Here is a 21,579-nt window from a genome sequence, read left to right on the forward strand (position 1 = left end):
CGGAAATTTAAATTAACGTGAATTCGGGATAAATTCAAAACCCGCAAGTAAAGCAATTACCCCCTCCCGCCTCCCCCTAAATCGCCCCAGCGATTTAGGGGAAGGTGCAGGTGGGGGTCAAACATCCTCAAAGGAATAGGAAGAGGATTTATCCCGAACTGAGGTAATTTTTATTAAAATTTCAGCGATTCCAAAGCGCAGGTCAGGATAACTGTCACTAAAAACGTGTCGGTGAACGCAGTATAATCGTTTTGGAACAAACCATTCATGGGTTCACTTCCTGCGGAGGGAATCGGGTATGCCATTAGAAATTGTCATCGGCACACAATGGGGGGATGAGGGTAAAGGACGGATTGTGGATTTGCTGGCTGCAAAAGCCGATGTTGTGGCGCGCTTCAACGGCGGCGACAATGCCGGTCATACGGTGACGGTGGGCAGCCGCACCTTTAAGCTGCACCTGATTCCTTCCGGTATCATTCATCCACACACCATTGGGGTGATGGGCAACGGTATGGTCATCAACCCGGTCACCTTTGTCAATGAAGTGGAAATGTTGCAGGCTGCCGGTGTGGCGGCCAACCCGGAACGGCTGCGCATTTCTCACGCTGCCCATCTGATCACCCCGGCGCACCGCGCCCTGGATGCCGCGCAGGAAGCCGCGCGCGGACAGGCCCAGATTGGCACCACCGGCAGGGGAATTGGGCCGGCCTACACCGGCAAGACTTCCCGCAACGGCCTGCGCATGGAGGACATGCTGGACGCCTCGTCCTTCTATAAAAAAATGAAACAGCATGTCGAAGAGATCAACACTATGCTGGTCAAACTCTATCGGGCTGACCCGCTGGATGAAAACGCGGTGGCGCGCGAATACGCCAAACTGGCTTTGCAGCTGGCGCCGTACATTACCGATACCGGCGAGCTGGTTTATCGGGCTTTGCAGCAGGGCAAACGCGTGCTGGCGGAAGGCGCGCAGGGCACCCTGCTCGATCTGGATCACGGTACCTATCCCTATGTAACCAGTTCCTATGCCACGGCAGCCGGGGCGCTGGTGGGGTTGGGGGTGGGCATTGTGCCGGTTGAGCGCGTCATCGGCGTGACCAAATCCTTCCAGACCCGGGTTGGAGCGGGGCCATTCCCCACCGAGGTGTTCGGCAAAACCGCCGAACGTCTGCGCGGCAGTGGCAAAAACCCCTGGGATGAATTTGGCACCACCACCGGACGCCCGCGGCGAGTCGGCTGGCTGGATGGGGTGTTGCTGCGGTATGCCCTGCGTGTCAACGGCGTGACCGAATTGATGGTGACCAAGATGGACATCCTCAGCGGTTTGACCAATTTGCGCCTGTGCACCGCTTACCAGCAGGGCAGTCAGGTGGTGCACGAACTGCCGCTGGGCCCGGCCAACCTGACTCCTTACGAGCCGGTTTACGAAGAACTGGCGGGTTGGGAAGAAGAAATTACCTCGGTGCGCCGCTGGCAGGAACTGCCCGAAGCAGCGCGGGTTTATGCGCAGCGGCTGAGTGAATTTTGCGGTGTGCCGGTGCGCCGTCTTTCGGTTGGCCCGGAGCGCGAGCAGGTGGTGGACGTTCCGCTGTGAGGCAGGTGCGCCGCTGGATTGCTGCTGTGCTGCTGCTGGCGGGGGCACTGTCTGCCTGTCTGCCGGCCGGCGGGCAGAGCGCGCCGGTTTTGGAAACCCCGACCTCACAACCCACGCCCACCCATACGCCCACCATTGTCTGGTTCCCGCCGACCCCCACCCGCACACCGCTGCCTGCGCAGCAAATCCTCCCTACCCCAACCCCGCAACTGGGCAAAGATGAAATTCTGCTGGAGGATGATTTCAGCGCGCGTGAGGGTTGGATGACCAGCCGCACGACGGCCGGCAGCATTGCTTACGGGGTGGATGAACTGACCCTGGCGGTTGCCAGCCGCCGCGCCTATCTGGTTTCGCTGCGGCGCACCCCCGCTTTCGGTGATTTTTTTCTGGAAATGACCGCCCGCGTCAGCCTGTGTCAGGCGGAGGATCAATATGGTTTGCTGCTGCGGGCAGCGGATGAGTGGAATTACTACCGCTGGGTAATCACCTGTGACGGGCGTTCGCGGCTGGAACGTGTGCAGCAGGGCGCGTTCGTCATTGTGCAGGACTGGGTCGAATCGCCCCGCATTCAGGCCGGCGCGCTGGCCGAAAACCGGCTGGGGGTGTGGATGTTCGGCAGGGAGATGCGTTTCTTCGTCAATGACCTGGAACTCTTTGCCGCGCGTGACCCGGTGTGGAGTGAAGGCGCAGTAGGGGTATTCGTGCGCGCCGCCGGCGAGCCGCCGCTCACGGTCAGCTTTGATAATTTGCAGGTCTGGTCGCTCGACCAGAGGCAGATTCCCACCTCAACACCCGTACCGCCGGCGCCGTAAGGCGGTTTGGGTAGAAAGAGAGGGGGGAATTCCAGTTGGCAGGTTTAACGAGCGTTTGGTATAAGGGCAAAACCTTGCCAGCGGCGTAACCAACTCCCACCCGATGCGCAGGAGGGGGCCAAAAAAATGTGGTATTGGATGGCAGGAGGATTTAGACCAAACTGACGTTAAAGAGGCCCTGTAATCCCTTTTGAAAAACGCTTTTCGTGTACAATACATTTAAGCACTCTCGCTAATTCTTCCATTTACACTCAGGAGAGACCATGTTCCATACCATAATCTTAATTGGCAATCTGGGACGCGACCCGGAAATGCGCTATACCCCCACCGGTCAGCCGGTTACCAGTTTCAACGTGGCCAGCAACCGCCAGTACACCAACCAAAACGGACAGAAAGTCAAAGAAACCATCTGGTTCCGCGTGTCGGTATGGGGAAAACAGGCAGAAGTGTGCAATCAATATCTGCGCAAAGGCAGTAAGGTATTAATAGAAGGCCGGCTGACCCCCGATCCCAACTCAGGCGGGCCGCGGGTCTGGACGCGCAGCGATGGCAGCAGCGGCGCTTCATATGATGTTACCGCAACAACAGTGCGCTTCCTTTCTACGCGCGGCGAGATGGAAGGTGAAGTGGGCGGTGAAGACCTGCCGGAAGTGGATGCCGGCGAGGACATCCCCTTCTAGAGGGGGCAGCAGCCATGACCACACCCAATCGTCCGCCGGCGGGTATTCCGATGGAACTGCCCGATGACCTGGCTCCCTTTTACAGCAATGTGGTGCGCATCAGCCACACACCAACCGATTTTGTGCTGGATTTTGTTCAGGTGCTGCCCGCCCAGATGCGCAACCTGATCCGCTCGCGCATTGTCATGTCGCCGGTCGGCGCCAAGTTATTTCTGCGCGCTTTTGCTGAAAATCTGGCGCGCTACGAAGCCAGTTTTGGCGAAATTCAAATACCGCAGGGTGATCCCGGTTTGGCGGGCGACCTCTTTCGACGCATTCATCCCACCGATCCGAACCCGCCCCCGCAGGGAGAGTAACCCCCATGCCCGATTTAAGCGAACTCAACAGCCGGGTGCATCAGACTTTCGAAACGCTCAATCAGGCGCGTGAGCAGGCGCTGCTTCAGGCGCGCCAGTTGACCCGTCTGTGCGCAAATACCATTCGCGCCATTCACCGCAGCGAAATGGAAACCGCCCGCCAAAATTTGCAGGAAGCGGCAGACATTGCTGCCGGGCTACAGCGTCTGCTGGCGGACTTTCCGCTTCTGCTCTATGCGGGATACACGCAGGATGCCCTGAAAGAATATGTCGAAGCCAGTCTGACCTTGTGTATCATCGAGGATACCCCGCTGCCCTCACCGGAAACGCTGGGTGTGGAATACAACACCTATCTGAACGGCATGGCAGAGGTGACCGGGGAATTGCGTCGGCGCTGTCTGGATATTTTACGGCAGGGCTATTCGGAGGAAGCCGAGCGGCTGCTGGGCTGGATGGATGAAATCTACAATCTGCTGGTCACGGTAGATTACCCGGATGCGCTCACCGGCGGGCTGCGCCGCCAGACCGATCTGGTACGCGGGATTGTCGAACGCACCCGTGCCGATTTGACCCTCAGCCTGCGTGAGGAGCGTCTTCAAAAGGCGCTGGAACGTGCCTCGAACCGCTTGCCGAACGATCCGCATCCATGAAACGCAGTGTACTGCGCGCTTCCGAAATCGGCGCGTTTCTGTATTGTAAACGAGCCTGGTGGTACCAGCGGCAGGGGCTGGTCTCCGAAAACGAATCGGCCATGCTGGAGGGTACTTTCACCCATCAGGCGCATGCCCGCACGGTGCTGGCAGCCCGTTTGCTGCGTTTGCTGGGCTGGGCGCTGCTGGCAGCCGCGCTGATGGCGGTTGCTGTGGGGCTGACCCTGACGGTATTGAATTAAGCATGTGGGTGTGGTGGGCTGCGCTGGTTTTTGTGCTGGGCGGCCTGGCGCTGCTGTGGCTGGGGGCGCGCCAGCAGCGGCGCAGCGGTTTGCCGCCCGGGCGGGTGCTGTACAGCGACCCGAACATCATCGGTGAACCGGAACGACCGCTTTTCGACCCCGACACCCTGCTGACCGGCAAACCGGATTACCTCGTCAAAGATGGCGGGGCTGTCATCCCGGTGGAAGTCAAGAGCGGGTGGGCGCCGTCCGAACCCCACCCCGGGCATGTCTTTCAGTTGATGGCCTACTGCCGGCTGGTGGAACGCTCGCTGGGGGTGCGCCCGCCCTACGGCATTTTACGCTACCGCAACCGCACCTTTGCCGTGGATTACACGCCGCAGGCCGAGGCGGAACTGCTGGCGCTGATTGAGGAGATTCATGCTGCCGGCGGCCGGGAACAACCTCGTTCACACGATTCGCCGGCGCGCTGCGCCGGCTGCGGCTTTCGCAGTCAGTGCAACCAGCGGTTGGATTAGGGCTTTATCTCGTTCCGCGTTTCGCCGTTGAGCGGCTTTTGCAGCTCAACCGCAGCCGGTTTGTTTTCACCGTTTTCTCCGCCGCGGATGCGGGTGATGCGGCTGTATCCGCAAGATGTCCAGAAACGCAGGGCGCGCCAGTTTTTCAAGCCTACCTTGATGCGCGCTTCGCGGAAACCAATCTGTTTGGCGTGGGCTTCCAGATGGCGGACAATTTCACGCCCAAAACCCCGCCCCTGAAAGACCGGACGCAGGTACAGGCTGCCAATGTACATGGTATCCGGGGCAGGGTAGCCAAAGTAAACCGCCAGAAAACCAATCGTATCGCGGCTTTCCAGATCGCGAATCAGGTAAAGCGATTCGCGCCATGCCACCCCGCCGGGCGGCAGCACACTGTGACGCAGTGCCTGCAACGCCTGCTCGTGCGGCGGTAGTAACTGCCCCATCTCGCGTAAAATTTCCTGATTTTCGCTCAAAATCAGGGTCAATTGTTCCAGAAAGCGCTCATCTGCCAGATGCAGGAAGCAGGATTCGGTTTCCCAGCGCTCCGGCAGGAAGGTGCGCGGTGCGCCTTCACGGCGCATCCAGTAATGGGTGTCGGTTTCGCCGACGATGACAAAGCCCAGCCGCAGGTACAGCTGACAGGCGGGGTTGATCTTCAATACCCGCAGGCTGACCGGCAAGCCGCGGCTGGCAGCTCTTTCCAGCACTTCGCGTATCAGCGCCGTGCCGATGCCCAGCCCCTGATACTGCGGCAGAATCTCGATATTCGAGAGGGTGATTCCCAGCGGGGTTTCTTCCAGCGTCAGAACGCCGATTTCTGCACCCATGTAGCGGATGATGTGGCTGTGCTGCGGGTTGAAATGTTCCCGGAAATAGCGGTATTGGAATTCCTCGTCCCATCCCCACGTCTGCTGAATGTAGGGCTTCAGGGCAGCGCAGTGCAGCTGCCACAGAAAGTCAGCATCCCGTTCGTTCGCCGGGCGAAGAGATAAATCGCTTCTCATGCCTTCCTTTCCCGCTCACTTAAAATTTTATGCGTCCGCCAGCAAACCTGCAAGAAACCAGCCAGATGCGCCAGTGGGCGGATATGACTCTTTTCATCGGCGTAAATGGTGCGGATGTCCACCCAATCCATTTTCAAATTGTGCTGAATGCAGCGCACAATCATTTCCACCTCAAACTCAAACCCGCGTTCACGGCCGGGCTGTTCCACCAGCAGGCGCATCAATTTGCGGCTGATCAGGCGGTAACCGGACTGGTTGTCGGGGATGGGCTGTCCGGCTGCCCATGAAAAGAGTGCCGTTCCGAGCGTGTTGCTCAGCCGGCGCACGGCCGGCATTTGCCGAAAGTTGCGCCTGCCGATGATCAAATCCGCGCCGGTGAGTGTCCAGCGCTCAAGGAAAGCCGGTATTTCAGCCGGGTCGTGCTGTCCGTCGGCATCCAGGGTGATGACGGCCTGCGTCCCCTGTTCCAGCGCAGCAGAAAGGCCGCGCAGCAGAGCAGCGCCCTTGCCCTGATTGGGCTGCTGCACCAGTACCTGTGCGCCGGCAGCGCTGGCCTGCGCGGCAGTATCATCCGTCGAACCATCGTCTATCACCAGTACGGGCAGGTACTGGCGGGCTGCCCTGACCACCCCGCCGATGTGCGCTGCTTCGTTGTACGCCGGTATCAGCGCCAATACTGCGGCGGAGGCAGAGGGTTGCGCGGATGAAATTTGCACGTAATCAATTTTATCATAAGCCCGCCTCAGAGAGGCTACTGATGCTTGCCGGTTTTCTCCGCCACGTTTCCATCTCCCGACGGAATTATGATAGGATTAAAGCAAACTTGACGATGCTGAGGAAGGACTATCATGACCGATCGAATTGACCCGCAGACCTTTGCTCATCTGGTTGATCTGGCTGCGCTGGAACTGGACGAACAGCAGGCCGAATACCTGCGCCGCGAGTTGAACGCCCAGTTGAGCGCCATTCACGAGCTGGAAGCCATCCCGCTGGAGGATGACCTGCCGATTACCTCGCACGGTGTACCCTATCCGCCCCAAATCAGCCAGCCGCCGCGTGCTGACGAGTGGCAGCCCTACCCCGACCCGCAGGAAATCATCGCTCAGGCGCCGGAGAGCGAAGCCGGTTATGTGGTCGTCCCCGATATTCCCCATACCACGCTGGAATGATGCCCCATGGAACTTTGTGACCTGCCTGCTTACGAATTGAGTCTGTTGCTGCGTCAGAAACAGGTTTCCGCGCTGGAAATTACCCAGTCCTGCCTGCAGCGAATTGAAAAGGTGGACGGCCGCCCCGGTCAGCTGGACGGCGGGCAGCCCACCCCCGAAGATGAAGAAAAAGTCCACGCCTTTATCACCCTGACCAAGAAGCGCGCCCTGGCGCAGGCCAACGCGATTGACCGCAAACTGGCTGCCGGCGAAGACCCCGGCCCGCTGGCCGGCATTCCCTTCACCGTCAAGGATATTTTCTGCGTGCGCGGCACCCCATCTACGGCTGCTTCGCGTATTCTGGCAAACTTTGTTGCCCCCTATACGGCCACACCGGTGGAGCGCATGGAAGCAGCCGGTGCGGTGCTGCTCGGCAAGGTCAATCTGGACGAGTTTACCTACGGTTCGTCGAACGAATCCAGCGCTTTTCAGCCGGCGCCGCGCAACCCGTGGAACCCGGCCTATGTTCCCGGCGGCTCATCGGGCGGTTCGGCTGCCTCGGTGGCAGCCGGTGAAGCGCCCCTCTCGCTCGGCACCGATACAGCCGGTTCCATCCGTCAGCCGGCGGCTTTTTGCGGTGTGGTGGGTGTCAAGCCGACTTACGGGCGGGTTTCGCGTTACGGGTTGATCGCCTTCGGCTCCTCGCTGGACTGCCCCGGTCCGCTGGCGCGCAATGTGGTGGATGCCGCGCTGATGCTTCAGGCCATCGCCGGGCCGGATGCGCGCGATTCGACCACCGCCAATCTGCCCGTGCCGGATTATCTGGCCGCGCTCGAAGAAGGCGTGCGTGGATTGCGAATCGGGCTTTCGCCGGATTATTTTCAGATCACCTTCCCGGACGCGCACAGCGGTGAATACCGCCAGCAGGAACTGCCCGCCGAGATCGAAGCGCGCGTGCGCTACGCCGCCGGGGTGCTGGCTTCAATGGGCGCGGAAATCATCGAGGATGTCCCCATGCCCAACACCCGTTACGGCATTCCGGCTTATTTTGTCATCAGCCGGGTGGAAGCAGCCTCGAATCTGCACCGTTACGATGGGGTCAAATACGGCTACCGCACACCGCAGCCGGTCAGTGATCTGCGCGACCTGTATCGCAAGACGCGCAACGAGGGTTTTGGCCTGCAGCCCAAATTGCGCATTCTGATGGGGATGTATGTGAGCGCGGCGCAGTATTCGGCGCAGTATTACCGGCGCGCTTTGCGGGTGCGCACCCTCATCCGCCGTGATTTTGAACAAGCCTTTGACCCGGAAGGGAAGTATCGTCTGCATGCCCTGTTGACGCCGACTACTCCCACGACTGCTTTTGAGATCGGCGCAGTGTACGGCGATTCGGTTTTGATGCAGTATGCCGATCAGTTGACCGTGCCGGCCAATCATGCCGGGGTGCCGGGCGTTTCGCTGCCGTTTGGGCTGGATGAGCACGGCCTGCCGATTGGTGTGCAGCTGCTGGGCGCCGATTTCAGCGAACCGGTGCTGCTGCGCATTGCCCGCGCGCTGGAGCTGGCTACCGAGAGCGAGCCGTGGCGCAAACTGAAACCACAGGTTTTGAGAAATCTGGCGGGGTGAACGATGGGAAAGATAGAAATTTGCGAAACGTTTCGCGAAGAAGCTGAGTGTGTACTTTACCACGGAGATACACTGGATTTACTTCGTTCGATACCGGATGGGCGTATTCAGCTGGTAGTCACTTCACCTCCCTATAACCTTGGCAAGCCCTACGAACCGCGTCTTGATATGGATGTATATCTGGAACAACAGGAAGCGGTAGTTAAGGAATGTGTACGAGTTTTAAGTGAAGAGGGTAGTATTTGCTGGCAGGTGGGAAATCATGTCAAAAAAGACGGTGAAATAATCCCCTTGGATATTGTGCTTTATCCTTTGTTCAAGTCCTTTGGTCTTAAGCTGCGCAATCGTATTGTCTGGCATTTCGGGCATGGACTACATGCTTCCCGTCGTTTCTCAGGCCGTTATGAGGTGATCCTGTGGTTCACAAAAGGGGATGACTACCTTTTTAATCTGGATGCTGTGCGGGTGCCGCAACGATACCCCACAAAGAAATACTTCAAGGGCCCGAAGAAAGGACAGCTGTCGGGCAATCCGTTGGGTAAAAATCCTTCGGATGTTTGGGAAATTCCCAATGTGAAGGCGAATCATGTAGAAAAAACCATTCACCCATGTCAATTTCCAGTTGAATTGGTTGAACGTCTGGTGCTGGCGATGACTAAGCCGGATGATTGGGTTTTTGATCCATTTATGGGAGTTGGTTCGACTGCAATTGCAGCACTGATACACCAGCGACGAGTGGTTGGGGCTGAAATAATGCCTGAATATATTGAAATTGCCCGCCAGAGAATCAGGCTGGCAGAGGAGGGCCGATTGCGCATCCGGCCAATGGAAAGACAGGTGTTTGATCCGCAAGGAAAAAATGATGTTGTTCCACCAGTCTATGTTGAAATTGGGCAGCCCCAGCAAGCGAGTTTACTGGAAAACCGCACCTCTTATCTGGAGAGTCAAACAGACCATGAAAATCATTTATGAGTATTCCCATCTTGGGGGTGGTGAAATCCTCCAGGTTCGTTTCCCCAAAATTCGAGAGGAGATAAATTCGGTTATTCAAAAAGTAGGTGCGGTCAGGAGTAAGTTCAGTCTTGAAAAGAACAAACAGGGGCAGCGGCTGTTCTCACCGGTTGAAATGAATCGCCAATTTCGACAGCGTTTTCACGAACTGGGTTATCGAGAATTACGCGATCAATACACCATCGAATTGCCTGACAGTCCCATCAAGATCGCAAATGCCTACAAATCCATTGATTTTTGGAAAGAACAGGTTCTTATTGAAGTGCAATTTGGAAAATATCCTTTCATGTTTTATGATCTGGCAAAGTTCCAATACTTCTATAATGAAAACAAAGCTCAGGTTGGTGTAGAGATTGTCCCATGTCATCACCTTCACCGTCAGATGTCTTCGGGTGTGTCCTATGGAGAGCAGCTGATATTCGATATCGAACGGCTGCGAAGACACTTCCCCGCTGTTCCGGTTTTGGTTCTGTTGATTGATGCTGAAGAGGTACAAGGATGAGCCAGAATAACCTTTCTTCCGATGAGCGCTGGCTGGCGGCTCTTTCTCATGCTGCTGTTCTGATTCCTACCCTGGGGTTATTTGCCCCGTTAATCGTATGGGTAACCCGACGTGAGAAATCGGATTTTCTGCGTTTCCAGTCCCTTCAGGCGCTGACCTATCAGGTGATTCTGCTGCTGGTTTGGGTTGTGCTGGGGGTGTTGCTGGGGTTATTGTTTATAGCGATTTCGCTGACGACCGCCATTGTTGCCCTTTATCTCCAAAGCCAAACGCCTTTCATCATTCTGTCCATCTCTGAATTTGTGTTTTTCGCTTTCCTGCTGGTGCTGATGGGTCTGGGGGTGGTTTTGGGCATCATTGCCGCCATCGCCTGTCTGAACGGCAGCAATTTCCGCTATCCGCTGCTGGGCGGTTGGCTGGAAAAGTTGCTGCACCGTTCTTCCAAAAAGGAGAAAGTCCAGCATGACTGAAGAAACTCTGGCAAACGATTCCGAAGACCGCCTGGTTGCGGCCCTTTGCCATCTAGGTGCGTTTGCGCCCTTCTTTGGGATGCTGATGGCGTTGATTATCTGGCTGACCCAAAAGGCGCGCAGCCCGCTGCTGCGTTTTCAGGCTTTGCAGGCCCTGCTCTTTCAAGGGGTTGCCCTTGCGCTTTACTATCTGGTCAGCTTTGGGCTGGCAGGCGCCTATTTCGTTTTCGTTCTGCCGCTGATTGCGCTCAGTGAAACCGGCTGGGGTGACCGCGTGCCGATCCTGCTGGTGCCGTTTTTACTCCTGTTTTTTGGAATGATTCTGCTGGTGATTGCGGCGACCTTTGTGTATTATATGCTGGCAGCTTTGGCTGCGCTCCGTACGCTGCGCGGCAAAGAGTATCGCTATCCGTTAATTGGGAAATTAACCGAAAGCTTGACCACCCGCCGCTGAATCCATTCTTGCGAGGTTCTTAATGACCGAATACGAAGCCGTCATCGGGTTAGAAACCCACATTCAACTCAACACTACCACCAAGATTTTCTGCTCCTGCAAAGCCGATTCGTGGAACGACCCGCCGAACACCAACATCTGTCCGGTGTGTACCGGAATGCCGGGCGTGCTGCCGGTACTCAACCGCGCAGCCGTCGAAAAAGGGGTGCTGCTGGCAGCCGCCATGCACGCCGAACTTCGTCCGCTTTCTTACTTCGACCGCAAGAATTATTTTTACCCCGACCTGCCCAAAGGTTACCAGATCTCGCAATACGATCAATCGCTGGCCTTTGGCGGTTGGATGGATGTGCCGGTGCCGGCAGCTGCCGGCAAGACGGCCTACGTGCGGCGGGTCAATATTCAAAAATTGCATCTGGAAGAGGATGCCGGCAAGACCAAAAATGTCGGCAACCGCCGCTGGATTGACTTCAACCGCTGCGGTGTGCCGCTGATTGAGATGGTCACCGCACCGGATCTGCGTTCCGCCGATGAAGCCGCCCAGTACCTGATTCGCCTGCGTCAGTTGCTGCGCTGGCTGGGTGTTTCGGAAGCCGACATGGAAAAGGGTCACCTGCGCTGTGATGCGAATGTGTCCATCCGTCCTAAGGGGGCGGACTACCTCAACCCCAAGACTGAAATCAAAAATGTGAACTCGATTGAGGCGGTTCGGGATGCCATTGAGAAGGAAATTGAACGGCAGGCGCGCGAGATGGAAGCCGGACGGCGCATTGAAGCCTGGACGCTGGAATGGGACGAAGATGCCAGCGTGCTGCGTAAGATGCGCTCCAAAGAAACCGAAGCCGATTACCGCTACTTCCGCGAACCGGATTTACTACCGCTGCGTCTGGATGAGCAATGGAAGCAGTCCATTCTATCCCGCCTGCCGGAACTGCCGCTTGAACGGCGGGCGCGCTTCGTTGAACAGTACGGGCTGCCGGAATATGACGCCGATATCCTTACCGGCGAGCGCAGTTTATCCGATTATTTTGAAGCAGCCGTCAAAGCCTTTGGCGGCGACCCGAAGAAGGTTTCCAACTACCTGATGAATGATGTGCTGCGGATGATCAACGAGAGCGGTAAAAGCGCCGCAGAACTGCGCCTGACACCGGCCTACCTGGCCCAGATCATCCAGCTGGCTGAGCGCGGCACGATCAACACCACCACCGCCAAGAGTCTGCTGCAAAAAGTGGAAGAGAGCGGCGAAGCGCCTCAGGTGATTGTCGAGCGCGAAGGATTGGCGAAGGTGAGTGACGAAGGCGCCATCCGTGTGGTGTGCGAGCAGGTGCTGGCAGCCAATCCCAAAGAGGTAGAATCCTACCGTGCCGGTAAGACGACCCTGATCGGCTGGTTTGTCGGGCAGGTGATGCGTCAGATGGGCGGCAAAGCCGATCCAAATCTGGCACGCCGCATTCTGGAGGAACTGCTCCATCAATCCTGAGCCGCCGCAACGGTGTTGCAACCCATTGGTCGAACGCCTGCCCTATCAAATTGAGCATATTTAGCCCCCTCCTGCCTCCCCCATAATCGCTACAGCGATTATGGGGGAGGTGCAGGGGTTGGTTATTCTGCCCAATCTGGGTTTTGCGCTTATCCCGAACCCACCATAACCTGAAGACGCAGATGAGCAAAGGATTTCTCTTTCTTCGCGTCTTGGCGTCCTGGCGTTGATTTGGTCTAATCGGCGGGCTATTTTTCAGGTTGTGAAGCCCGGCTTTTTCTGCCCGTGTGGCGCCGGCGCGGGTGGGCTTCCGTACCAATCCAAATTCCAAAACGCGGCAAGATGCGCCGGTGCACCAGCAGGATCAGACCCGTGACGGCGAACGCTGCCGCAAAGACAATCAGCGCAGTGTTGAGCTCATCCAGCAGGTTGGGGTTGAGCACCATCACCACCGCCAGGGTCAGCATCAGCACACCGCCGATCAGTTTCAGGATGCGCCCATGCTTTTCCTCCAGGCGACTGGCCTTGAGGGTGAACACGGCCACAAAGAAAATTGCCAGTTCGTCAATTTGATAAATGAGCATGTAGAGGAGCAGCAATACCACAAAAGTCAGCGGCTCAACCTGATTGGCAACCAGCAGGTTGCTCCACAAAACCGGAAAACCCGCCGTGCAGGAAAACTCAACCAGCGAAACCCCGGCTGCCAGCGCAATCGTCGCACCGATCAGGCCCCACAGGGATTGGCTGGCATCCATCACCCGCCGGATACCGCGCGCAATGCCGGGTTTCTTTTCATCGGCAATCGTGAACGAGAGGCCTTCTTTGTAAAAGAAATAATCCTTGATGTTGACCGCCGCAAAGAACAACGCTACCAGCGCCACCACCACCCGAATCCAGCCGACAAAGCTGATAAAAGTGAAAATGGTGAACAGCCCGGCAATGAACAGCGCATAAACCGCAGCCGTGACGGTCAGGAAGACGACGCCGATGATGACGACTTTACGGCGCGAACCGGTGTGCAGCGTCAGCGCCAGCAGCATGGTCAGTACCCACACCGAACAGGGGTTGAAACCGTCCACAAAGGCGATCAAGGCTGTGCTGACCGCCAGCGACTGGCGGCTGAGGTCCACCGTTCCAATCAGTGGCAGGGTGAGCGTTTCGGCCTGTGGTTGGGCTGCGGGGGTCGGCTGCGGGGCGGCGGAGGTTGGCTGGGCAGGGAAAATCACCCCTGCGCCGGCATCCGGGCAGCCCAGTTCACGGCACTCCATGATCACTTTTTCAATGTCCGGGTTGATGGATTTGTTGTAGCCCACCCAATGCTGCGTGCCGATGAAGATGGTCGGCACATAGCGGGCTTCGAAGCCGTAAGCAGCCGCCATTTTTTCGAACAAGACGCGGTTGTCTTCGTCATACCAGACCTCGTAGAAGCGCAGTTCTACCCATGGATAACGCTGCGCCAACCCTTCCAGATACGGCTTGGCTTCGGCGCAGTGAGGGCAGCCATCGCCCCAAAACATGTAGATGACGGCTTTGTTTTCCTGCGGCGGCTGCTCCTGCGCCTGCACAGGTACGCCGGCGTTCAGCAGGACAGCCAGCAGACCAATCGCAATTCCCCACCACAGGTTGGGGAAATGGTTTAACCATCGAAGTTTTTTATCCATCGAGGTACCTCAAGTCAGTATTGTCATAAATACAGGGATATACCGATAGGTAAACAGGATACCATGTGAATCTTATCACAAATTGGAGGAGCGTTTTGGAATTTCCACGAAAAAAGTTGCTCCTTCACCCGGCGCGCTGACCGCCCAAACTCGCCCGCCGACCCGCTCCATGGCTTTGCGGACAATGGACAGCCCTATCCCCGTGCCGGGATATTCATCACTGTGGTTCAACCGTTGGAAAATTTCGAAAATCCGATCATGGTACTGCATATCGAAGCCGATACCGTTATCCCGCACCCACAGGATGCGGCTGGTGTCGCGCTCTTCTCCGCCGATTTCAATGTGTGGCTGGGGCTGCTTTTGGGTGAACTTGAGCGCGTTTTCCAGCAAATTGTGCAGCGCCTGATACAGACTGGGATAGTCGTGATCTACGCTGTCAAAAGGCAGATTGACGCTTACCTGCACGGCGCGCGATTCAATATCGTTTTCAAATTCGTTGAGCAGGGTTTCAATCAAAGGCCGCATTTCAACCCGTCCAACTACCAGATTGCGCCGCTCCAGCCGGGAATATTCCAGCAGGGCATCAATCAATTGCGCCATTTGGGTTGCCCCGCGCCGGATAGCGTGTAAAAACTCGCGTCCCTCTTCGTTCAGTGATTGGGCATGGTCTTCCAGCAGCAAGCGGCTGTATCCATCAATGCCGCGCAATGGGGCTTTCAAATCATGGGAGATCGAGTAGGCAAAGGTTTCCAGCTCGCGGTTCTTGCGCTGCAAGTCAGCCGTGCGTTCGGCAACCCGCTGTTCCAGCTGTTGGGTCAGTTCGCGCAGGGCGCGTTCGTTATCCAGCAATTCGGTAATATCGGTAATCGAAAAGACGGCTGCCAGTTTGCCCTCCCAGAGCAGCGTGCGGGCTGTGACGGTCACATCTACCTCGCGTCCATCCTTGCAGATGTGCCGGCTGGTATAACGGTAAATTCCGCCTTCAAGGAGGGCTTCAATCATCCCCGCTATTCCTGCCTGCTCCTGCGGGTGGCGCAGGTCAGAGAGCGTCAGGTCGGCGAATTCATCCCGGCTGTAGCCGTAAAATTGTTCGGCAGCCGGGTTGACCGCCAGAAAACGCAGGTCGTGCAAATCCACCACCCACAAAGGGGAGGGGGCTTGCTCAAAGAGGGCAATTCGCTGGCTGAGCAATTCTTCCTGCCGCCGACTCAAGCGGATGGCATGAGCACGTTCCGCATACAGGATGATTGCCATGGCGATTACAAAACCAATCCCCTTGACACTCTGCCAGCGGCTCAATTCGGCTGCATCCTGCACCAAAATTTCCAAAATCCGGTCAGAAAACAAAATCCAGCCGCCGCCGATCAGCAGATACAACACAGCCACACGCAAAGCGGGTGAAAAAATGCGCACAAAGCGTTTGAAAGGTGTAATCATTGGGAAAACCAGCCCCCTGTTCCAGAACCTTGCCGGTTTGTATTTTTTTATACCATGTTTTGGGTCTTGCGGAACATAAAAAAAGATTACAATTGGGGTGATTTTTATGGCAATTGGAGGTCTGATGTCACCCCTAACCCCCCGCGAACGCGTGCTGGCTGTCCTCAATCACGAAGTGCCCGACCGGGTGCCGATTGTGATCGGCGCCGATTTGACCACCGGCATTCAGGAACGCGCTTACCGCCGCCTGACGACTTATTTGGGACTGCCGCAGGAATATCAGCCGCTGTATGACTGGCCCGAACTGGGCGCTCCGCTGCCGGCTGAGGCGGTTTTGGAGCGTCTGCACTCGGATGTGCGCGGCATTCAAGATCGCTTTCCCGCCGAGACCTATGCGCGCAACCGCAGCCGCCCGCCCGGCAGCCCCTATGTGGATGATTGGGGCGTTGGCCAGCCGGAGATTGAGCCGGGAGTGTACTTCCCGGCCATTCACCCGCTCAAGGATACCCAACGGGTGGAAGATCTGGAAAGCTACCCGTGGCCGGACATGCACGACCCGACCCGCTTTGCTCACCTGCGTGCGGAAGCCGAACGTCTGGCTGCCGAAAACCGTTTTGCCATCATCGGCGCGCCGTGGCTGATGTCGCCGCTGGAGCGCGCCTTTCAGCTGCAGGGCATGCAGGCCTTCCTGCTCAATCTGGTGGATGCACCCGATTTTGCCGCTGCGCTGCTGCGAAAAATCACCGACCTGTGCAAGACCCACCTGACCCACTTTTTGGGGGAGGTGGGGGAATACCTCGATCTGATCATTCTTGCGGATGATTTAGGCACCCAGAACAGCCTGCTCATCTCGCCGCGCACCTACCGCACCCTGCTCAAGCCGCTGCATGCCGAATTGTTTGCGCTGGTGCGCCAGCACAGCCGCGCACGCATCTTCTTTCACTCGGATGGGGATGTCTTTCCGCTGCTGGATGATCTGGTGGAAATTGGCGTGCAGGTGCTCAACCCGATTCAGACCACCGCCGGACGGATGGCGAATTTGCAGGAGCTCAAACAGCGTTATGGGGAACGGCTGGTCTTCTGCGGAGCCATAGATACCCAGCGGGTGCTGCCATTTGGCACGGTGGAAGAGGTGCGGGCTGAAGTCAAGCGGGTCATTGAAATTCTCGGCGCGGGCGGGGGTTATTTACTTTCTTCGGTCCATACCATCCCCAACGAAACACCGCCGGAAAACATTCTGGCGATGGTGGACGCTGCCCTGGAACTGGCTCAATATGGTTAAACTACGCTGCAACCGCCGCTCAGCCACATCACCAGCACGATCAGTTCAATACCAATCAGCGTAACGATTAATTTCCGTTCCATCTTCTCCTCCTGCCGGCGGGTCGGCTCCCGCAGCGGTGTGCGCAGCGATGGCGTGTGAAAGGGTGTTCTCCATTTTCAAGACGGAGGCCGGTCAGCCATAGTTCCATACGCTTGACCGTTTCGGTATAATGAAAGAGGACCTTTTTAACGGTTTGTAAGGAGAGTACAGAAATGGTTACCTTAGCCGAGCGACTGGATGAAATGACCCGCCCCGGTGAATTGTACGAGAAACTGGAAGGCGGAGCGGTGCGCTGTTACGCCTGCGCCCACCGCTGTCTGATCAAACCCGGGCGGCGCGGTATCTGTCAGGTGCGCTTTAACGCCGATGGCGAGCTGCGCGTGCCGTGGGGTTATGTGGCTGCTTTGCAGGTGGATCCCATCGAAAAAAAGCCCTTCTCGCATGTCCTGCCGGGTGCCGACGCCCTCACTTTTGGCATGTTGGGCTGCGATTTTCATTGCAGCTACTGCCAGAACTGGCTCACTTCGCAAACCCTGCGCGATCCGCAAGCCGGCATTGACCCGGAGTACATTCTGCGTATTTCACCGGAAAAACTGGTGGAATACGCCCTGCGCAACGGCGCTCAGGCAGTGGTTTCCTCCTATAACGAGCCGCTGATCACCTCCGAGTGGGCGGTGGATATCTTCCGGCTGGCCAAACAGCGCGGCCTGCTGTGCGCCTACGTCTCCAACGGCAACGCCACACCGGAAGTCCTCGACTACCTGCGTCCCTATCTGGATGCCTACAAGGTAGACCTCAAAACCATGCAGGACCGCCAGTACCGCAAACTGGGCGGTGTGCTGCAGCACGTGTTGGATACCATCCGCCGCGCACACGAGCGGGGCTTGTGGGTGGAGGTGGTCACGCTGGTGGTGCCCGGCTTCAACGACAGCCCGGAAGAGTTGTGGGAGGCGGCCCGTTTTCTGGCTTCGGTCTCGCCGGATATTCCCTGGCACGTGACCGCCTTTCATCCTGACTACAAGATGACTGACCCGCCGCCCACCTCGGCGCGCACCCTGCTGCAAGCGGCGGAAATTGGTCAGGAAGCCGGCCTGCACTTTGTTTATGCCGGCAACCTGCCGGGCAGGGTGGGTTCGCTGGAAGATACGCACTGCCCCCAATGTGGCGAAACGCTGGTGGCGCGGCGCGGTTATATCGTTACCGAATACCGCCTCACGGCGCAGGGCAACTGTCCGCGCTGCGGAACGCACATTCCCGGCATCTGGCACACCGATCCGCAGCAGGTGCGTTTGCATGGCTGGGGCTTCCCGCGGCCGGTGCGTTGAGGGCGCAGAAAGGGAACTCCGCCCCTGTTTGGGCGTCTTAAACCTGTGAACATTGCCGAACGCAGCACCTCATCCATTGCACCAATACCGCGCTGGCTGGTGGCGGGGTTGACCGCCGCCGTGCTGATTTTACTGGGCGGCTGGCTGCTGGCAGGGGTGTATGTGTATTACCGCTTTGCCGGGCCGGTTGCGCCGCGCGTGATGGTCGGGGATACACCGATCGGCGGTTTGAGTGACGCGCAGGCCGCTGAGCGCGTTGACCAGCGCTGGAATCGCGAGCGGGTCTTGCTGGTAACCGACGGCGAGCGTTACTGGCAGGCTCAGCCGCTCGACTTTGGTTTGTGGGTGGACCCGGCCGCCACCGCCTGCCAGGCCTATCGGGTTGGGCGGGGAGAGCGGCGCTGGCAGGAACTCTGGCAGGTGATCTTCGACCGCCAGCCGCTGGAAATTCGCCCGCAGGTGGTGTTCAGCCCCACGATTGCGGTGGAGCGGTTACGCAACTGGCGCGGATTGGTGGAATACGCGCCGGAGCCTCCGCAACTGAGTTATGCAGGCGGCAAATGGCGCGCCGTACCGGGCGCAGCGGGAATCGCGCTGGATGTGGAAGCCACCGTGCGGTTGATGGAACAGAACGCTGAGGTCATTCTGCGCAGCGGTGTGCTGACGCTGGTCACCCGCCGGCTGCCTTCCCCCACTGCCGATCTGGAAGCGCGCCTGCCTTCGCTGGTTGAGCAGCTTAACCGCCCGCTGCGGGTGGAGGGCTATGACCCCATCCTTGACCGCAGTGAGGTGTGGGATGTGCCGCCCGAGCTGCTGGCGGAATGGGTGCGGCTGGATTGGGAAAGCGGCGAACCGCGCCTGAGGCTGGATGAGATCGGCTTTCCGGCCTATCTGGAAGGCTTGCAGGAGCGGCTGACAGACGGGCGCAGCGTGTGGCTGCCGCCCGACCCCTACAACCTGAGCGAGCGCTGGGTAAGCGGCACGCCCTACACCGTCATCCTGCGCCACCCGCCGACGACCTACACCGTCCAGCCGGGCGATACGCTGCTGTCCATTTCTTATCGCGTTCAAATTCCGGCGTGGATGATTTTGCGTGCCAATCCCCGCCTCAACCCGGATGTGCTGCCGACCGGCAGCGCCCTCACCATTCCATCGCGCAGCGACCTGCTGCCCCTGCCGGTGGTGATCGGCAAGCGTATCCTGATCTCTATTTCGGCGCAGCGCATGACCGTTGTGGAAAACGGCCAGCCCATTCGCGAATTTGTGATCAGCACCGGCATTGACCGTTCGCCCACCCAGCCGGGCGTGTTTCAGGTGCAAACGCATGTCGCCGAGGCTTACGCCTCAGTATGGGATTTGACCATGCCGTACTTTTTGGGGATTTATGAGGCCTGGCCGGGTTTCATGAACGGCATTCATGGTTTACCGACCCTTTCCAGCGGGCGGCGGTTGTGGGCGGGCAACCTCGGCCGGCCGGTTTCTTACGGCTGCATCATCCTCGACCTGCCGGCCGCCGAATGGCTGTACGACTGGGCGCAAAACGGCGTGGTGGTTGAGATTCGCGAATAGGGTCAGTTGATCCACATTTTTATAACCGTATTTCTACCGCTTATGCTACAATCGAAGGCGGGTGCTGGAATTCGCTGGGGCGGAGGCGGAGGATGAGCATTTGGCGGAAGGGTGGACGAAGACGGTCCGGCTGGCGCTGGCTGAACGGGCTGCTGATCGCGCTTGGGTTGATGATATGCCCGCTTTTCACGGCCGGAATGGCCGATGCAAGGGTTGCGCTGCAGTCCAACCCGCCGCGCTATCTGATCCTTGCGCCGGATGGACTTGCGCCGCATCTGGCGGGTTATGTGGCCGCAAAGCAAGCCCAGGGGTTTGATGTCATCCTCAAAACCCTTGCGCAAAGCGGGCAAACTCCCACGGAGATTCGTTCGGCGGTTTCGGCGCATTCGCCTCAATTTCTGCTGCTGGTGGGGGATGCGGATTTGCTGCCGGCATGGCCGAGCCGCAGCGGCTTGACCACCCTAACGGATTTGTACTACACCACCCTGGACGGGCCATGGGATTACACGCCCAATCTGGCTTATGCCCGCCTGCCGGTGCATTCGGCTGCCGAGCTGCAGAGCGTGCTGGCGAAATGGTCGGCTTACGAGGCGCTGGATGGCAGCCAGCCCTGGTTGAGCCGGGCGGCTTTCATCGCCAGCGGTGAGACGGCGGATTACTCGACCGCCGAGCAAATTCACACCCAGATGATCCAAACGCATACCCTGCCCGCCGGATTCACCGGACAGTTCCCCAATGCAACGCAGCCGGGCGGTGACCGGTTGTATGCCCATACCCATGCCGCCACCGCTGCTGATTTAACCGCCGCGTTCAACGCCGGGCGCGGGCTGGCGGTGTATTTTGGTCAGGGCGGCGAGCTGGGCTGGAATTCACCCTATTTCACCGGCGAGCAGGTGCAGCAGTTGAACGGACCGCCCGTGCCGCTGCTGGTCAGTTTTGCCAGCCGCACCGCTCATCTCAGCCCCAATCAGATTTCCTTTGGCGAAACCTGGCTGCTTCATCCCGCCTCTGGTGCGCTGGCGGTCATCGCTGGCGGGGCAGATACCACCCGCACCGCGGACGAACGGCTGGAGAAGGAACTGTTCCGTGCATTGTTTTCGGACCCGGCCGCTCCGCCGCCGGTGGGAGAAGCCCTGCGCACCGCCTTGCTGGCGTTTGGCGGGTACTATGCGCCGGGCGAAACTCTGGTCAAGCAGTATTACGAAATGTATGCCGTATGGGGCGACCCGACCCTGCGCCTGTGGCTGGATGCCCCGCGCCGCTTCAGCCTCGGCCTGCAGCCGCACTCGGCCGCCGTGTGCGCCGGGCAGAGTCACAACCTGCCAATTGACGCGCAGTTGAACAGTGCCAACCCGTTCACCATCACACTCAGCCTCAGCGGTCAGCCGCCGGGGGTGAGCGCGGTGTTTTCGCCAAATCCGGCCTCCTCGCCGGGCAACAGCGTACTGACGCTGTCCATTGCCGACGCTGTCCAGCCGGGAGAGTATCCCTTGACGGTGAGCGGAAAAAACGGCTTTGTTCAGCAGGCGCGGCCCTTGCGGCTGACGGTCAACCCGGCTGCCCCTGCTTCAACCCCGCTGCCGCAGCTGCCCGCCAACGGCGAAAATCGAGTCAGCCTGCAGCCGCGCTTTGAATGGTTGGCGGTGGAATCGGCCGCTGCCTACCAGCTGCAAATTTCGACGGACAGGGACTTTGCGGTTTCTGTGCTGACCGTTG

At 58.3% G+C, this 21,579-nt stretch carries 22 protein-coding genes; 18 read left to right on the forward strand and 4 right to left on the reverse strand.

Annotation, left to right across the window (positions count from 1 at the left end; all coding sequences use genetic code 11):
- Positions 1–298 precede the first annotated feature (298 nt).
- From ACWIZX_RS01765 to ACWIZX_RS01795, 7 genes are all read left to right on the forward strand, one after another.
- Positions 299–1,594: an adenylosuccinate synthase gene (locus ACWIZX_RS01765; protein ID WP_448334633.1), complete on the forward strand. Its 1,296-nt coding sequence runs from the start codon at positions 299–301 to the stop codon at positions 1,592–1,594.
- Positions 1,591–2,406 carry a hypothetical protein gene (locus tag ACWIZX_RS01770; RefSeq protein ID WP_448334634.1) on the forward strand — a complete coding sequence of 272 codons (816 nt, stop codon included), beginning with the start codon at positions 1,591–1,593 and terminating at the stop codon, positions 2,404–2,406. Before ACWIZX_RS01765 ends, ACWIZX_RS01770 begins: the two co-directional genes overlap by 4 nt.
- A gap of 263 nt (positions 2,407–2,669) precedes the next feature.
- Complete coding sequence (locus tag ACWIZX_RS01775; protein WP_448334635.1) at positions 2,670–3,086, forward strand: single-stranded DNA-binding protein; 417 nt, start codon at positions 2,670–2,672, stop codon at positions 3,084–3,086.
- A 14-nt stretch (positions 3,087–3,100) separates the two neighbouring features.
- Positions 3,101–3,442 carry a DUF3467 domain-containing protein gene (locus ACWIZX_RS01780; protein WP_322792314.1) on the forward strand — a complete coding sequence of 114 codons (342 nt, stop codon included), beginning with the start codon at positions 3,101–3,103 and terminating at the stop codon, positions 3,440–3,442.
- A gap of 5 nt (positions 3,443–3,447) precedes the next feature.
- Positions 3,448–4,092, forward strand: coding sequence for a haloacid dehalogenase (locus ACWIZX_RS01785; RefSeq protein WP_448334636.1), 645 nt, complete (start codon positions 3,448–3,450; stop codon positions 4,090–4,092).
- The gene (locus tag ACWIZX_RS01790; RefSeq protein WP_448334637.1) at positions 4,089–4,334 is read left to right on the forward strand and encodes a hypothetical protein; all 246 of its coding nucleotides are present in this window, start codon (positions 4,089–4,091) and stop codon (positions 4,332–4,334) included. The genes ACWIZX_RS01785 and ACWIZX_RS01790 overlap by 4 nt, the downstream gene beginning before the upstream one ends.
- Positions 4,335–4,336: 2 nt before the next feature.
- Positions 4,337–4,852, forward strand: a complete 516-nt coding sequence (locus ACWIZX_RS01795) for a CRISPR-associated protein Cas4 (protein ID WP_448334638.1) — start codon at positions 4,337–4,339, stop codon at positions 4,850–4,852.
- Here ACWIZX_RS01795 and ACWIZX_RS01800 read toward each other — a convergent pair.
- Both ACWIZX_RS01800 and ACWIZX_RS01805 read right to left on the reverse strand, forming a co-directional pair.
- On the reverse strand, positions 4,849–5,859 hold the full coding sequence (locus ACWIZX_RS01800; RefSeq protein WP_448334639.1) for a GNAT family N-acetyltransferase: 1,011 nt from the start codon (positions 5,857–5,859) through the stop codon (positions 4,849–4,851). The two genes, ACWIZX_RS01795 and ACWIZX_RS01800, sit on opposite strands and share 4 nt — an antisense overlap.
- Complete coding sequence (locus tag ACWIZX_RS01805; RefSeq protein WP_448334640.1) at positions 5,856–6,575, reverse strand: glycosyltransferase family 2 protein; 720 nt, start codon at positions 6,573–6,575, stop codon at positions 5,856–5,858. Before ACWIZX_RS01805 ends, ACWIZX_RS01800 begins: the two co-directional genes overlap by 4 nt.
- A 132-nt stretch (positions 6,576–6,707) precedes the next feature.
- Between ACWIZX_RS01805 and ACWIZX_RS01810 the strand changes: the two genes are divergently transcribed.
- From ACWIZX_RS01810 to gatB, 7 genes are read left to right on the forward strand one after another with little or no spacing between them, the layout of a single operon-like run.
- The gene (locus ACWIZX_RS01810; RefSeq protein WP_448334641.1) at positions 6,708–7,028 is read left to right on the forward strand and encodes an Asp-tRNA(Asn)/Glu-tRNA(Gln) amidotransferase subunit GatC; all 321 of its coding nucleotides are present in this window, start codon (positions 6,708–6,710) and stop codon (positions 7,026–7,028) included.
- Between the two features lie 6 nt (positions 7,029–7,034).
- Positions 7,035–8,633, forward strand: a complete 1,599-nt coding sequence (locus ACWIZX_RS01815) for an amidase (RefSeq protein ID WP_322792094.1) — start codon at positions 7,035–7,037, stop codon at positions 8,631–8,633.
- Between the two features lie 3 nt (positions 8,634–8,636).
- On the forward strand, positions 8,637–9,605 hold the full coding sequence (locus ACWIZX_RS01820; RefSeq protein ID WP_322792095.1) for a DNA-methyltransferase: 969 nt from the start codon (positions 8,637–8,639) through the stop codon (positions 9,603–9,605).
- Positions 9,589–10,146: a BglII/BstYI family type II restriction endonuclease gene (locus ACWIZX_RS01825; protein WP_322792096.1), complete on the forward strand. Its 558-nt coding sequence runs from the start codon at positions 9,589–9,591 to the stop codon at positions 10,144–10,146. Before ACWIZX_RS01820 ends, ACWIZX_RS01825 begins: the two co-directional genes overlap by 17 nt.
- Positions 10,143–10,616, forward strand: a complete 474-nt coding sequence (locus ACWIZX_RS01830) for a DUF4870 domain-containing protein (RefSeq protein ID WP_322792097.1) — start codon at positions 10,143–10,145, stop codon at positions 10,614–10,616. Before ACWIZX_RS01825 ends, ACWIZX_RS01830 begins: the two co-directional genes overlap by 4 nt.
- The gene (locus ACWIZX_RS01835; RefSeq protein ID WP_448334642.1) at positions 10,609–11,070 is read left to right on the forward strand and encodes a DUF4870 domain-containing protein; all 462 of its coding nucleotides are present in this window, start codon (positions 10,609–10,611) and stop codon (positions 11,068–11,070) included. The genes ACWIZX_RS01830 and ACWIZX_RS01835 overlap by 8 nt, the downstream gene beginning before the upstream one ends.
- Before the next feature lie 22 nt (positions 11,071–11,092).
- Positions 11,093–12,547, forward strand: a complete 1,455-nt coding sequence (gene gatB / locus ACWIZX_RS01840; protein WP_448334643.1) for an Asp-tRNA(Asn)/Glu-tRNA(Gln) amidotransferase subunit GatB — start codon at positions 11,093–11,095, stop codon at positions 12,545–12,547.
- 248 nt (positions 12,548–12,795) lie between these two features.
- Here the strand turns inward: gatB and ACWIZX_RS01845 are convergent, their stop codons facing one another.
- Positions 12,796–14,208, reverse strand: coding sequence for a glutaredoxin domain-containing protein (locus tag ACWIZX_RS01845; RefSeq protein ID WP_322792100.1), 1,413 nt, complete (start codon positions 14,206–14,208; stop codon positions 12,796–12,798).
- A 75-nt stretch (positions 14,209–14,283) separates the two neighbouring features.
- Positions 14,284–15,645 (reverse strand): sensor histidine kinase, encoded by a 1,362-nt coding sequence (locus ACWIZX_RS01850; protein ID WP_448334644.1) that lies wholly within the window; start codon positions 15,643–15,645, stop codon positions 14,284–14,286.
- Between the two features lie 124 nt (positions 15,646–15,769).
- Here ACWIZX_RS01850 and ACWIZX_RS01855 point away from each other — a divergent pair, with 124 nt between their 5' ends.
- From ACWIZX_RS01855 to ACWIZX_RS01870, 4 genes are all read left to right on the forward strand, one after another.
- A complete protein-coding gene (locus ACWIZX_RS01855) occupies positions 15,770–16,927 on the forward strand; it encodes a uroporphyrinogen decarboxylase family protein (protein ID WP_448334645.1) in 1,158 nt (385 codons plus the stop codon).
- A gap of 254 nt (positions 16,928–17,181) precedes the next feature.
- A complete protein-coding gene (gene amrS / locus ACWIZX_RS01860; protein ID WP_448334646.1) occupies positions 17,182–18,294 on the forward strand; it encodes an AmmeMemoRadiSam system radical SAM enzyme in 1,113 nt (370 codons plus the stop codon).
- A 45-nt stretch (positions 18,295–18,339) separates the two neighbouring features.
- A complete protein-coding gene (locus ACWIZX_RS01865) occupies positions 18,340–19,863 on the forward strand; it encodes a L,D-transpeptidase family protein (RefSeq protein ID WP_448334647.1) in 1,524 nt (507 codons plus the stop codon).
- A gap of 92 nt (positions 19,864–19,955) precedes the next feature.
- Positions 19,956–21,579, forward strand: a 1,624-nt coding sequence (locus ACWIZX_RS01870) for a C25 family cysteine peptidase (RefSeq protein ID WP_448334648.1), incomplete at its 3' end; no start/stop codon positions are given.

The sequence above is a fragment of the Bellilinea sp. genome, assembly GCF_053501535.1.